Origin of the sequence: Bauldia litoralis, assembly GCF_900104485.1 — a bacterium.
Taxonomy (GTDB): Bacteria; Pseudomonadota; Alphaproteobacteria; order Rhizobiales; family Kaistiaceae; genus Bauldia; species Bauldia litoralis.
In genome coordinates, this window is record NZ_FMXQ01000001.1 from 423,330 (window position 1) to 437,297 (window position 13,968).

9 protein-coding genes are annotated in these 13,968 nt (G+C 65.1%); all 9 read left to right on the forward strand.

Translation table 11 applies throughout. The features are described from left to right. Positions 1–279: 279 nt before the first annotated feature. The 9 genes from BLT60_RS02005 (at position 280) to BLT60_RS02045 (ending at position 13,883) form a co-directional block, all read left to right on the forward strand. Positions 280–1,332: a glycosyltransferase family 2 protein gene (locus tag BLT60_RS02005; RefSeq protein ID WP_090874531.1), complete on the forward strand. Its 1,053-nt coding sequence runs from the start codon at positions 280–282 to the stop codon at positions 1,330–1,332. Then, the gene (locus BLT60_RS02010) at positions 1,329–2,018 is read left to right on the forward strand and encodes an acylneuraminate cytidylyltransferase family protein (protein WP_090874532.1); all 690 of its coding nucleotides are present in this window, start codon (positions 1,329–1,331) and stop codon (positions 2,016–2,018) included. The genes BLT60_RS02005 and BLT60_RS02010 overlap by 4 nt, the downstream gene beginning before the upstream one ends. Continuing rightward, positions 2,015–2,998: an NAD(P)-dependent oxidoreductase gene (locus tag BLT60_RS02015; RefSeq protein WP_090874533.1), complete on the forward strand. Its 984-nt coding sequence runs from the start codon at positions 2,015–2,017 to the stop codon at positions 2,996–2,998. The genes BLT60_RS02010 and BLT60_RS02015 overlap by 4 nt, the downstream gene beginning before the upstream one ends. Positions 2,999–3,338: 340 nt before the next feature. Continuing rightward, positions 3,339–4,139 carry a cellulose biosynthesis protein BcsN gene (bcsN, locus tag BLT60_RS02020; RefSeq protein ID WP_175478248.1) on the forward strand — a complete coding sequence of 267 codons (801 nt, stop codon included), beginning with the start codon at positions 3,339–3,341 and terminating at the stop codon, positions 4,137–4,139. Positions 4,140–4,286: 147 nt separating this feature from the next. Continuing rightward, on the forward strand, positions 4,287–6,488 hold the full coding sequence (gene bcsA, locus BLT60_RS02025; RefSeq protein WP_090874535.1) for a UDP-forming cellulose synthase catalytic subunit: 2,202 nt from the start codon (positions 4,287–4,289) through the stop codon (positions 6,486–6,488). Further along, on the forward strand, positions 6,485–8,998 hold the full coding sequence (locus BLT60_RS02030; protein ID WP_090874536.1) for a cellulose biosynthesis cyclic di-GMP-binding regulatory protein BcsB: 2,514 nt from the start codon (positions 6,485–6,487) through the stop codon (positions 8,996–8,998). Before bcsA ends, BLT60_RS02030 begins: the two co-directional genes overlap by 4 nt. Continuing rightward, a complete protein-coding gene (locus tag BLT60_RS02035) occupies positions 8,995–10,050 on the forward strand; it encodes a family 8 glycosyl hydrolase (protein ID WP_244521106.1) in 1,056 nt (351 codons plus the stop codon). Before BLT60_RS02030 ends, BLT60_RS02035 begins: the two co-directional genes overlap by 4 nt. After that, positions 10,041–12,155 (forward strand): tetratricopeptide repeat protein, encoded by a 2,115-nt coding sequence (locus BLT60_RS02040; protein WP_139167736.1) that lies wholly within the window; start codon positions 10,041–10,043, stop codon positions 12,153–12,155. The genes BLT60_RS02035 and BLT60_RS02040 overlap by 10 nt, the downstream gene beginning before the upstream one ends. Positions 12,156–12,311: 156 nt before the next feature. After that, positions 12,312–13,883, forward strand: a complete 1,572-nt coding sequence (locus tag BLT60_RS02045) for a TRIC cation channel family protein (protein WP_090874538.1) — start codon at positions 12,312–12,314, stop codon at positions 13,881–13,883. The last annotated feature ends 85 nt before the right edge of the window (positions 13,884–13,968 follow it).

Below are 13,968 nucleotides of genomic sequence, written 5' to 3' on the forward strand. Positions count from 1 at the left end.
CAATCGAATTCACGGGGCGAGGCGGTCCTTTCACCAGGACTGTCCGGACGTCACGCCATTCAGCGTTGAGCAGTCGGACGCCGCCATAGGCAAAAGCCCTGAATTCTGGCGCTCCCCGGCGAGTGCGCGGCACCGGATTGCCGGCACCCGGGCCGCTTTACAAGCCGAACCCCGCTCCGATATACCACGACGGACGGGGGATTGAGGATCGAGGACCCGCGGCTGGCAGCCGCGACGCCGCGTGGAAGGCTGACGGGGCGCACTGACAGAGACGGGTAAATGTCAGATTTGCATCATGTTTCCGACGCCGGCCCGAAAATTTCGATCGTCGTGCGGGCCTATAACGAAGAGCGCTTCATCGGCCGACTCTTCGCCGGTCTGGCGCTTCAGTCGCGGCGGGATTTCGAGGTCGTCCTTGTCGATTCCGGGTCGACCGATGACACGGTCGCCATTGCCGTTGCTCATGGCGCTCGGATCATCGAGATTCCGAAGGCGGAATTCTCCTTCGGGCGCTCGCTGAACATCGGCTGCGAAGCCGCCCGCGGCGACATCCTCGTCTTCGTCAGCGCCCACGTTTATCCCGCCCGCGTCGACTGGCTGGAAAGAATGGTCGAGCCCTTCGACGACGACCGCGTCGGCCTCGTCTACGGCATGCAGCGCGGCAACGAGATCACCAAGTTTTCGGAGCGCCAGATCTTCGTCAAATGGTTCCCCGACGAACCGGCGCCGCGCCAGTCGAGCTACTTTTGCAACAACGCCAATTGCGCCATCCGACGCAGCCTGTGGGAATCCTTCCCCTATGACGAGACGCTCACCGGGCTTGAGGACATCGCCTGGTCGAAGCAGTTGAAGCGTGGCGGCATGCAGATCACCTATGCCAACGAAGCGGAAGTGATCCACGTCCACGACGAATCCTGGGGCCGTGTCAGGAACCGTTACCGCCGCGAAGCCATGGCGCTTCGCAGCATCGAGCCGGGCCTGCGCTTCTCGTTTCTCGATTTCGCCACGTTGACGATGCGCACGGTCTTCGCGGATTCCAGGCAGGCAGCCCGGCAACAGGTGCTGCGCCGGGAGTTGGGCGGCATCCTGCTCTTCCGGTTCAATCAGTTCTGGGGGACTTATCTCGGCCATCGCTTCCAGACCGAGGTGACCAGCGAGATCAAGAATCGCTTCTACTTTCCGCCGGCAGTTGGGACACCAAACGGTCATCCGGAAACCGAGACGACCGTGGCCAACGAAGCCCGCGCCCGAATCCTGTATGACGACGGCGCCCCCTCCGTGCCGGCCCGGGCCGCTTCTCCTTCCGTATCGAAAGTGTCGACCTCAGCATGAAACACGAACTCGTTGCTTTGATGCCGATGCGGCATAGTTCCGAGCGGGTGCCGGGAAAGAACTATCGCGCCTTCGGTGACGGTCGGCCGCTCTACCAGCACGTCCTCGACGTGCTGCTGGCCTGCAAGGCCATCGAGAAGGTGGTGATCGACACGGACTCGCCGATCATTGCCGAGCAGTGCGCCGAGAGCTACCCGTCGGTCGTCCTGATCGATCGCCCGCCGCACCTTGTCGACGGCACCACGCCGATGAACGAGGTGCTGCTCCATGACATGGACCAGGTGCCGTCGCGCTTCTACCTGCAGACCCATTCGACCAATCCGCTGATCACCGCGGCGACCATCGACAGCGCCGTCGAGACCTTCCTCAAGAACTACCCGAACTACGACAGCCTCTTCTCGGTGACCGCTCACCAGACCCGGCTGTGGGATCAGCTTTGCCGGCCGATCAATCACAACGCCAACATCCTCCTGAGAACGCAGGACCTGCCGCCGCTCTACGAGGAAAATTCCTGCCTCTACATCTTCGGCGACGACACCTTGCGCGAGTCGCGCAATCGTCTCGGACGGCGGCCCTACATGTTTGAAATGTCGCCGTGGGAAGCGGTCGATATCGACGAAGAGATCAACTTCCGCATTGCCGAGGTTGTCTACCGGGAACGCGCGGAAGGGCGTCTTAAGCCATGAACCGAACCTTGCTCGTGACGTGTGGCCACCTTGTGCGCCACTACCAGCGCTTTGCTGCCGACCTCGAAGCCCAGGGAATCGTCGTCAGCATTCCTCCCGTCAAGGGACAGCAGCTGGACTCGGCCGAGATGTGCGAGGCGATTGTCGGGCAGCGCCTGGTGATCGCCGGCGACGACGTCATCGACCGTCCGGTGCTCGAGGCCGGCAAGGCGAGCGGCCTCGAAGCCATCATCAAATGGGGCATCGGAACCGACGGCATCGACAAGCCGGCCGCGGCCGAACTCGGCATCGCCGTCTACAACACCCCGGGCGTTTTCTCGGAGGAAGTCGCCGATTGTGCCGCCGGCTATGTCGCCAACCTGGCTCGCGGCCTGCACCTGATGAACGCGTCGGTCCGATCGGGCGGCTGGCTCAAGGTCGAGGGCATGTCGCTGAGCGGCCGCACCGTCGGCGTGATCGGCCTCGGCGGCATCGGCCGCGCCACCTGCCGCCGGCTCAACGCCTTCGGCATGACGGTCATCGGCTACGATCCGGCGGAGATCGATCCGGCACTGCTGGCCCGCGAGGGCGTGACACAGGCCAGCCTTGACGAGGTTCTGTCCCGGGGTGATTTCGTCGTCGTCACCTGCGCGCTGACGCCCGAGAGCTACCATCTCCTGTCGACCGAGGCCTTCGCGCGCATGAAGGACGGAGTCCGCCTGGTCAATGTCGCCCGCGGTCCGGTCGTCGACGAGCAGGCACTGATCGCGGCGCTCGAAAGCGGCAAGGTGGCCACGGCTGCGCTCGACGTCTTCGAGACGGAGCCGCTGCCCGCTGACAGCCCGCTTCGCAAGTTCGAGCAGCTGATGTTCGGCACCCATAACGGCTCGAACACGGCCGAAGCGGTCGATCGGGTCAACCGGTTGACCGTCGACCTCGCCTTCGACCTGTTCGGCATCTCCGGCAAGCCACCCCGGCTGGTTCCGCTGGTTGCGGCCTGAGGCCGTTCCCCCGTTTCCGCTGATTCGGCCGGCCTCCTGATTCGGGGGCCGGCGGTCGGTATTTTGTGCATTGCGCTGGCCGGATAAGCGACCGACTGCGCCACACGAGAAATACTTGCCCGGATCGGCACCTGGAATGGGCCCGGCAAGCCGGAATTAGCACTTCGTTAAGCATAATTCGACACGGTCGAACGGCTGGAAAACAGTCGCTTTCGCCTCCGGAGATCGCGCGACTGAGCCGAACCGTGTGATTTAACCTTTGTCCGACATTAACCGCTCAGGAACAGCGCTTGTCGCCCGGCGGGCCCGCCAGTCGAGGTGCAGGACACCGCTGCTCGCCGTGCTCATCGTCGGACTTGGCCTCACCGGGTGCGTTTCCGGCCCCCGCATCGCGTCGGTGAAGAGTGAACTGCCAGCCGCGGAGTCCTTCGTCACCCTGCCGCCAGGCGGTCCCGCAACGATCAGCATCCTGGAGAAGCGCTACAAGGACGCCATCGTTCGCGAAACCATTCTGGCGACCGACTCCCGCGTTCCCGGCCAGAATTTCCTGACCGCGACGATTCGCGGCCCGGTCGGCTACCGCACGACCCGGGACAACGCCCTCGGCCCGGACTCGATCACCCCGTCCCAGATTGCCAAGGAGTTTCAGTGGTATCTGCTCGGCGTGCCGATGATGCGGTCGCAGCTCTACGCGCAGAACAAGTACGGCTCCTTCGGTTTCGCGTTGGGCACCGCCCGGACCGGCGACCGCTGCCTCTACGCATGGCAGCACATCGGCCGCCACCAGGACACCGTCCTGCCGACCACTGGCTCGGTCAGCATACGGCTGAGACTGTGCGACGCCGATGCCAGCGAGCAGGAACTCCTGTCGGTGATGTACGGCTTCACCATCGTCGGATACCTGCCCTCGCCCTTGTGGAACCCCTACGGCAACGCCCCGAAGGTCAGCCAGAGCCTTGGCGCACTGTCGGCGCCGTATGAGCCGACGCTGCCGGTCGTCGAGGCGCCGGTGCGCAAGACCCCGGTCCGGCCGAAGCCGGCGCCGCCGGTCAAGGCACCGGTCGTCGAAGGACCGATCGTGCCGCCCCCCGAGTCCGGGCGCTACGAAGATTTTGCGTTGGTCCCACCCCCGGAAAGCTGAGGAGATGAGGAAAATCAAGACTTTATTAAGCATGTCGGTGGATCGCGGGCGGTTACGCCCCGGGTCTCGCCTGAGTTAGCGAACATAAAACGACCTGCGGTGGATAACCGGTTCGGGGCACCGCGGCAGGCGGAGTTGTAGGGACGTATGACGAAGATCGGATTGGGATTGCTTTGGGCGGTGGCTGCGACAGCGGCTCTGTTCCTGATCACCCTGCCCATCAGCTTGCAGGCGCAGTTGATCGCCGGCTCGCTGGTTGTCGCGGCGATGATCGCTCTCAAGGTCGTCCGGCCGGAAGGAATCTGGCGGCTGATGGCGCTGGCGCTCGGGACCGCGATCGTCCTGCGCTACGTCTATTGGCGCACGACCCAGACAATTCCCCCGATCAACCAGCTCGAGAATTTCGTTCCCGGCGCCCTGCTCTACGGGGCCGAACTCTACAACGTCTTCATGCTCTTCCTGAGCCTCTTCGTCGTCGCAAGGCCGCTGCCGAGCCGCCGGCCGCCGCCGATGCCGGACGAGTTGCCGACCGTCGACATCTACGTTCCGACCTACAACGAAGGCGCCGACCTGCTGGCGACGACGCTGGCAGCGGCCAAGGGGATGGACTACCCGGCCGACAAGTTCACGATCTGGCTGCTCGACGACGGCGGCACCGACCAGAAATGCAACTCCGACAAGGTCGAGGAAGCGGTCGTGGCGCAGCAGCGGCGCGCCGAGTTGCAGAAGCTGTGCGAGGACCTTGAGGTCAACTACCTGACCCGGGCGCGCAACGAGCACGCCAAGGCCGGCAATCTCAACAATGGCCTCGACCATTCGACCGGCGAACTGGTCGCTGTCTTCGACGCCGATCACGCGCCGGCGCGCGACTTTCTCGTCGAGACCGTCAGCTACTTCTCCGAGGACGAAAAGCTGTTCCTCGTCCAGACCCCGCATTTCTTCATCAATCCCGACCCGCTCGAACGCAACCTGCGGACCTTCGAGAAGATGCCGTCGGAGAACGAGATGTTCTACGGCATCATCCAGCGCGGCCTCGACAAGTGGAACGCGTCTTTCTTCTGCGGCTCGGCCGCCGTCCTCAAGCGCACGGCCCTGGCCGAGACCAACGGTTTTTCGGGCGTCAGCATCACCGAGGACTGCGAGACTGCGCTCGAACTTCACGCACGCGGCTGGCACAGCGTCTATGTCGACAAGCCGCTGATCGCCGGGCTGCAGCCGACCACCTTCGCCAGCTTCATCGGCCAGCGCACGCGCTGGGCGCAGGGGATGATGCAGATCCTGCGCTTCCGCTTCCCGCCCGGCAAGCGCGGCCTCAAGCTGTCCCAGCGCCTGTCCTACATGTCCAGCACGCTGTTCTGGCTGTTCCCGATCCCGCGCATCATCTTCCTCGTTTCGCCGCTGTTCTACCTGTTCTTCGGCGCCGAGATCTTCGTCGCGTCGGGTGGCGAGTTCGCCGCCTACACGCTGATGTACATGATCGTGAACCTGATGATGCAGAACTACCTCTACGGCCGTTACCGCTGGCCGTGGATATCGGAACTCTACGAACTGATTCAGTCGGTCTATCTGCTACCGGCGTTGATTTCGGTGCTGATGAATCCGGCGCGGCCAACCTTCAAGGTGACGGCCAAGGACGAGAAGCTCGATCGCAACTACATCTCGGAGCTCGGCGGTCCCTTCTACATCATCTTCGCGATCCTGCTGGCCGGCGTCGCGATGACCGTGTGGCGGCTCGTCACCCAGCCCTACGATGCCGATGTCGCCCTGGTCGTCGGTGCGTGGAATATCATGAACCTGCTGATGGTGGGCTGCGCGCTCGGCGTCGTGTCCGAAAGGCGCAATCCGCAGAGCAGCCACCGTGTCGTCATCTCGCGCCGCTGCGACTTCCGCTATGGCGATGAAGTCATTCCGGCCTCCATCGAGGACGTTTCGATCGGCGGCGCGCGCATCAAGGTTCTCGGTACCGCGATCCCGCATATCGACAAGACCCGGTCCTGCAGCATCTGCTTCGAACCCCTGTCCGATATCGGCGAGACCTGCCTGCCGCTGACCATCCGCAGTTCGGTCATGGAGGATAACGCCCTCATCATCGGCGGCCGTTTCAGCCCGGCGAATGCCAGCCACTACCGACTGATCGCCGACCTGCTCTTCGCCAACTCCAAGCAGTGGAGCGACTTCCAGGAATCGCGTCGGGTCAACATCGGCATCATCAAGGGGACACTCTGGTTCCTGAAGCTTTCAATCATCCAGAGCGGTCGTGGAATGATCTACCTGATGCGCCGCATCGGGGCCCTGCGCGAGGCGCCGATTCCCGAGCCCCAGGCTATTGCCGAGGAGGTCCGGCAATGACCCGGACGCCGCGCCTGAAGATGGTGCTCATGGCTTCGGTCCTCGCATTGCCGACACTGGCCGTCGCGCAGACACCGTTCGACATGTCGCCCGAGCGCGGCGGCAGCGCCCCCACGGTCAGGGACCAGCGCCCCGATGGTGCTTTCGTCATGCCCTTCGACACGGAGCCCAATGCCGGCCCGAAGCTGGATTTCCTGCCGGCCGCCCCGGTTCCTTTCACCCTCCCGGAGGAGGGTCCGAGACTGATCGCCCCGGAAGAGCCGGTTGCGCCCGTCGCACCCGTTCCGGCCGAACCGCCACCCGAGAGAACCGCCTCGGCCAGCGACATCGACCGCTTCATTCTGCCGGCTGCCAACTTGCGATTCGAAGGCGAAAGCGGGCGTCGTTCCTGGGGCATCGCTTTGACTGCCGCCCAGGCAGCGCGGGCAACAACGCTGGCCGTCACCCACAACAGCTCGATCTACGTTGCGCCGGAGAACTCGTCGATGCGCATCAGCATCAACGACCGGCTCGTGCTTGATCAGCCGCTCTCGGCCGAGAGCGACGACAAGCGCGCCACGATCTCCCTCCTGCCCGGTACGCTGAAGGCCGGGATCAATGTCGTGACCCTCGAGGTTGTCCAGCGCCACCGGACGGATTGCACGATCGAATCCACATATGAGTTGTGGACCGATATCGAGAGCGCCGGGACCGGCTTCGTCTTTGACGGCGGCGCCGGCAACGGCTTTGTCACGGTCGACGATCTGCGCGCGGTCGGGACGTCCCCGAACGGCACCACCACGCTGCGCGTCGTCCTCCCGGGCGGCGACCGGATGCTGGCGGAAGCGGATCTCCTTCGCCTTGTTCAGGCGGTGGCCCTCCTGGGAAATTACCGCCAGCAGAAGGTCGAGATCGCCTCCACCCTGCTGCCGGAAACCCCGCCGGGAACGTTGCAGATCGCCGTCGGCACGACGAGCGAACTGTCGGCCCTGCCAGGCGTTCCGGCCGAGGCCGCGACATCCGCTGTCGTCGACTTCGCCGATGGCGACGCCCCCTCGCCGATGCTGGTGGTTTCGGGTCCCAACCGCACGGCGGTCATTGCCGCGATCGCCCAGCTTGCCGTCGGCGTCGAACGTCCGCCCACTGCCGCGCCGACGGTGGTCAACACCACCCCGTGGCTCCTGCCGACCGTGCCGATCCTGACCGGCGAACAGAGCATCACCTTCGCCGATCTCGCCATCCCGACCGAGGAATTCACCGGCCGTCGCTCGCATGCCGAATTCCACGTCGCGCTGCCGGGTGACTTTTACGCCGAGGCCTACGGAACGGCGACGATTTACCTGGATGCCGCCTATACCGAGAAAGTCCGGCCGGGCAGTCACCTCGACATCTACGTCAACGGCTTCATCGCCGCCAATACGCCCCTGACGTCAGCCTCCGGCGACATCTTCCGGCATCTTCCGATCAGCGTGGCGCTCACGCATTTCCGGCCCGGCGTCAACCGGGTGACGATCGAAGCCGTCCTCGACACCGAAGCCGACGACATCTGTGCTCCCGGCGCTTCGAACGACGAACCCGCCCGTTTCGCGCTGTTCGACAGCAGCGAGTTCAGCATGCCCGATTTCGCCCGCATCGACCGCTGGCCGAACCTCGCGGCGCTGGCCGGCGCCGGCGCGCCCTACGGCCGCAGCGAAACGCCGGTTCAGATTGTCCTCGGCCGTGTCGACGCCAATGTCTACGCCGCCGCCGCTACTTTCCTCACCCGGCTCGCCATTTCATCCGACGGCGTCATCCCCACCACCATCGGCCGGACCCAGGCATTGGGCGATGCTCCCGCGATCTTCATCGGAGCACTCGACCAGTTTGCCGCGCCGACCCTCGCCGAGATCGGCATATCGGAAACGGCGCGCAACAGCTGGACCGGCCAGTCGTCGGGAGAACTCAGCAGCACGCCCTTCGAAATCGATCCGTTGTCGTCGCCGCCTGCAACCTTCGGCGTCACCACGGGAACGAAGGGGGTCTACGACCGCTGGCAGAACGAACTCGTCAATCCGTCCGGCTTGCGTGGCACGTGGTTCGCGTTCGAGAACTGGCTCGAGGAAACCTTCGAGCTGTCCTTCTCCTCGCTGAACGTCGGCTCCAGGGAGGAACCCGATTACTCCCCGCCGGGCCGTGCGACCGCGATCATCGCGCAGTCGCCAGCCGCCTCCGATCGCCTTTGGACCATGGTCGCTGGCCCGACCGAGGAGGCGCTGGTCGAAGGCGTCACCGAACTGTCGATCCGGCAATACTGGTCCATCCTCAACGGACGCGCATCGAGCTTCGACGACGCGACCGGCGTGACCGACGTGCCCGCACTCAGCCAGCGATTCATCTTCGGTGACGGTTTTTCGTTGCAGAATATGCGGCTTGTCGCCGCCAACTGGCTGTCGATCAACATCGTCGGCTATGCTTTCGCACTCGTCCTGCTCTGCACCATTCTCGGAATCTGCACGGCCGCCCTCCTTGCCCGCCTGGGGAGGCGCTCTTGATCGGCTCGACACTCCGGCGCCTGCTGATGACCGTCGCCCTCGCCACCGGCCTGTCGGGCCCGGCGACCGCCGGCCTTACGCTTCAGGGCACCGTCAGCAGCAGCGACTGGATCGCCTACAGTGACCGGTTCGTCCAGGAGGACGGCCGGGTGGTCGACGACGCCAACGGCGGGATCAGCCACAGCGAGAGCCAGGGCTACGGCCTGCTGCTTGCCTTCTCCGCCGGCGACCGCGCGGCCTTCGAACGCATCTGGACCTTCACCCTCAACGAACTCCTGATCCGCGACGACGGGCTGGCGTCCTGGAAATGGGATGCCGCCGCCAAACCGCACATCGTCGACGTCAACAACGCCAGCGACGGCGACGTCCTCATCGCCTACGCTCTTGGGCTGGCCGCCGAGGCATGGGGCGAGTCGCGGTACCGCGACGCGGCGATGAGCCTCGCGGTGTCGATCGGCAAGAACCTCTTGACCGACGCCAACGAGCGCGTCGTCCTGCGCCCGGGCGCCGAAGGGTTCCGGCGATCCGAGCAGGACGGTTCGCTGGTCGTCAATCCGTCCTACTGGATCTTCGAAGCTTTCCCCGTTCTTCAGAAGCTCGCCCCCGACCATCCGTGGGAGGCCCTCGCATCCTCGGGGGCCGAACTGATCGGCGCCGCGCGGTTCGGGCCGGCCAATCTTCCCGCCGACTGGGTGGCGATCTCGCCTGCCGGCCTCGCACCGGCGCCGAATTTCCCGCCAGTCTACGGCTATAACGCCATCCGGATTCCGCTGTACCTCCTGCGCGCCGGTGCCACGCCCGGTCCACTGCTCGAGCCTTTCGAGAAAGCCGCGCAGACGATCGGACCGGCGATCATCGAACTGCCGAGCGGTCGCGCCCTCGAGAAATTGAGCGATCCCGGCTACCGGATGCTTGATGCGGCACTTGCCTGCGCCAGTGGAACACCCATCCCGAAGGACCTGCTGCGTTTCGAGCCGACGCTCTACTACCCGTCGACGCTCTACCTGCTCGCCATGTCCTACGTGAAGGAGAGGCAGCCCCAATGTCTGTGAAGGCATTCGGACAACTGACCCTGGTGGCCGCAGTCTCCACATTCATCGTCATGGAGGCGTTGTCGCCGCCGCGCGAACCCACGGTCGATGCGATCACCACCGGCTCGATCAGCGCCACCAATCCGCCGCCCCGCGCCCGCCAGGACCCGATCGTGGTCAGCCAGGCGATGCCCGAGGAACTGCCGGTCGAGACCCAGCTTTCCGCCCCCGCCGCGGCTGCGCGCCGCTCCACCGACTCGGTCGACGAATCGGCGCTGCGATACTTTGCCCGCCAGGGCGACACCCGTCGTCTCGACGCAGAGATCGCGCGCCTCAAAGCCATTTATCCCAACTGGCAACCGCCGAGCGATCCGCTGGCGCCGGAGGATTATTCCGATCCGGAACTCGACCGGATGTGGGCGCTCTTCTCCGATGGCCGCTATGCGGACGTCCGTGCCGCCATCGCCGATCGCCGGGCGAAGGAGCCGGACTGGGTGGCGCCCGATGCCCTTGTCCAGTTGCTCGATCAGGCCGATGCCCGCATTCGGCTGACCAATGCCTCGGACGCCAAGCAGTGGAACGCCGTTGTCGAGATCGCCGCCGGCACGCCCAGCCTGCTGACCTGTGATTATGTCGATGCGCTGTGGCGGGTGGCCGAAGCGTTCGCCAGTACGGCTCGGATCGATCGGGCCGAGGACGTCTACACTTACATCCTGACCAATTGCGAGAACCCGAACGAGCGAGTCGCCACCGTACAGAAGGCCGTCGCACTCCTGCCTCAGGCCGAGGCAGACAAGCTCTTCAGCTTCGAGCGCGGCAATGAATTCCAGGCGGCTCGCGACGACCGCATTCGCCAGCGCGTCGGCAAGATCGCCGAAACCGAGGAAGGCGCAGCGGACGCCGCCGATCTGACCCGGCTGGAAGCCCTTGCGACGACCGGCTCCGAAGCCGCCGATCCCCAGGTCCTTGGCTGGTACTATTATCGCCGCGAAAAGCCCTCCATTGCCCTCGAATGGTTCGATAAGGCGCGCGCCAGGGACCCCGAGAGCGCCAAGTCGGCTGAAGGCTACACGCTCACCCTCAACGACCTGGAGCGTTACGCCGAAGCCGAGACCATCGGCTATGACTGGATAGAGAGTTCTGAAGACAATCTGGCCGCCTATCTTGGATCGGTCGTCGGGTTGCTCTCCATTGACCCGCCGGTCAAGGTCTCCGAGTCGGTTCTCGATCGCATCGTCGCGGTCGTCGTCAAGGCGCGCAACCCCGAAGCTGGCGAGCAGTTGGGCTGGTACGCCTACAATCTCAACCAGACCAGGACCGCCGAGCGCTGGTTCGCCACGGTCCTGAAATGGGCGCCGGATTACGAGCCGGCCGCCTTCGGCCTCGCCACCACGCTGCTCGCGCTCAAGGACAAGGCAGGCGCCAACGAGATCATCCGCGCCTGGTCAGACCGCTCCGAGCGGATCGCCAACATCCTCAAGCCGGTCAAGGCCGACCTGCGCGGCCCGCGCTACGTGGTCGATGCGCCGACCTACGATCGCGAGGGCGAGGTTGTCGCCGCGCCGGTTCGCCGATCCACCGCGCCTGCGCCGGTGAAATCGACGGCATCCGCCCGATGCGGCGGCAGCGGCCCGGTCAACACCTTGTCGCCCGCGGCGGCTCTCCCGCGCGGCTGGTGCCTGATGGATCTCAACCGCCCGGTCGAAGCGGCCGCCGCCTTCGAGATCGCGCTTCGCTCCTCCGACGCCGGCACGCGGTCCGACGCCGCCTATGGCGCTTCGCTGGCAAACCTTCGCTCCGGCGTCACCGACAAGGCCGCCGTGGCGGCCGCCGCGGCACCGCAGACGGAGAAGCAGCGGACCGAACTCACCGTCAGCATCCTTACCCAGCAGGCATTGGCGATGTATGGCGAAGGCCGCTACAACGAAACCATCCTGGCCCTTGATGCCCGCAACCAGTATGCGCAGGAGCAGAACGACCTGCTCGTGCTGCGCGGCTTCGCCTACCTGAATTTGCGGCGCTACGCCGACGCCAAGCGGATCTTCCAGGCCGCCGCCGGAACCGGCTCTCCCGATGCGATCCGCGGGCTGGCCGAAGTCCAGGCCGCCCAGAACGGACTGCGCTGAACCACCTGCTCCGGATTGCTGACCAGCGCCGACGCTAACCTTTCCACAACGGCCTGTCCGATAGTGTTGCGTGCCGATTACGCAGGGATACGCGCTGGTCGCACCCCTTCGCGTCTGCGCGGGCTTCCGCCCGTCAGTGGTCTGGAGGCACGCCGCATGATACCGATCCGCCGCATCGTCGGGCTTCTCCGTTTCGCCCTTCTCGTCGTCGCGACCTCGCCGGTCGCCGTTGCGACAGCGCAGGACGGCGACCGCCAGCTCAGCAACGCCTGGAGCCCCTACGAACCCTATTCCTATGTCGAGACGGATCGCGGCTTCAGCATCTGGACCGGGCTGGATGTCGAACTGCTCCGCGTCATCGGGGAGCGCGCCGGCTATCACATCGAGTCCGAGGACATTCCGTGGGACGAGCATGTCCATCGGATCGAAATCGGCGAAACGGATCTCGCCACCTCCGCCACCTGGACGCCGGAGCGGGAGGAATTCGCGCACTTCTCGGCGCCCTATCGCAAGGAGACCATGGCGCTGATCCTGCCGCGCGGCGCCGGCGGCGAACTCCCTGCCGAGACCGATGAGGAACTCGTCGCGAGCTTCAAGGAGACCGGGTTCCGGCTCGGAGTCCAGGACGGCATCGCCTTCCCCAGCGCCGCCATCGAGGCCTTCCTCGCCGATCCCGGCAACGGCGGTCAGATCGTCGTCGTCCAGCAGCAGCAGGACCTTCTCCGCAACCTCCTCGCCGGCCATATCGACGGCTTTCTCGCCGACCGGATCGGCGCGGCGACAATCGTCTGGATGAACGGCCAGCAGGATGCGGTCGAGGAGCATCCGCTGCTGGTCGAACGCGATGTCCACCTGATGTTCAGCAAGGCATCGGTCTCGCCCGAGGTGGTGGCGGACTTCAACGAGGCGATCCGGTCGATCCGCGACGACGGCACCTTCAACCGGATCAATCTCGACTACATGTTCCCGATCCTCCTCGCCCAGACCCTCGACACCCGCTGGTTCCTGATCATCGACATCGGCGGCACCATCGCCTTCGCCCTTTCCGGGCTCTTGATCGCGTACAAATACGACTACGACATCTTCGGCGCGCTGGTGCTGGCATCGCTGCCGGCCGTCGGCGGCGGCATTGCCCGCGACCTGCTCACCAATCGCGAGACGGTCGGCGTCCTGTCCAATTCGATCTACATCATCATCATCATGATGCTGGTCATCGTCGGCTTCCTGGTCCTGCGCCTCGGCACCGAGATCAAGCGCGACCGTCCGGATTCCCGTCTGCTCGCCGTCTTCGGCCGCTTCCGCGACCATGGCAATTTCCTCATCAAGCTATTCGACGCCATTGGCCTCGGCGCCTTCACCGTGACCGGCGTGGTTGTCGCCCTCGGCACCCATTCGCAACCGCTGTGGCTGTGGGGGCCGCTGCTCGCCGCGCTGACATCGTCAGGCGGCGGCATTCTTCGCGACGTCCTGCGCTCCGATCCGGAAATCCCCGCGCTGCGCGGCGAGCTCTACCCGGAGATCGCCTTCGTCTGGGGCGGCATCCTGTCCGCCTACCTGATCTGGCAGACGCACCACCTCAACCCGGACCAGATCCTGCTGGGCATCGTGGTGACGGTGATCGGCACCATCGCGACGCGGATGGCGGTCATCCACTTCGGCATCCGCAGCCCGCGTTTCCACAGTCATCGATCCGACCCGCCGGTCAAGGACAGCGGTGGCGTGGTCTAGCGCTGCATCGCCGACATGCTTCTGCGCGAGGCGAAACCCGCCTATCATCGTCGACACGCCAAAAAGGAAGGGACCGGGATGGCGA

Bases quoted from the DNA above. Each gene is read 5' to 3' on its own strand.
- BLT60_RS02040 (WP_139167736.1), top strand. From the start codon at position 10,041: ATGTCTGTGAAGGCATTCGGACAACTGACCCTGGTGGCCGCAGTCTCC.
- bcsA (WP_090874535.1), top strand. From the start codon at position 4,287: ATGACGAAGATCGGATTGGGATTGCTTTGGGCGGTGGCTGCGACAGCG.
- BLT60_RS02015 (WP_090874533.1), top strand. From the start codon at position 2,015: ATGAACCGAACCTTGCTCGTGACGTGTGGCCACCTTGTGCGCCACTAC.
- BLT60_RS02045 (WP_090874538.1), top strand. From the start codon at position 12,312: ATGATACCGATCCGCCGCATCGTCGGGCTTCTCCGTTTCGCCCTTCTC.
- BLT60_RS02010 (WP_090874532.1), top strand. From the start codon at position 1,329: ATGAAACACGAACTCGTTGCTTTGATGCCGATGCGGCATAGTTCCGAG.
- BLT60_RS02030 (WP_090874536.1), top strand. From the start codon at position 6,485: ATGACCCGGACGCCGCGCCTGAAGATGGTGCTCATGGCTTCGGTCCTC.
- BLT60_RS02005 (WP_090874531.1), top strand. From the start codon at position 280: ATGTCAGATTTGCATCATGTTTCCGACGCCGGCCCGAAAATTTCGATC.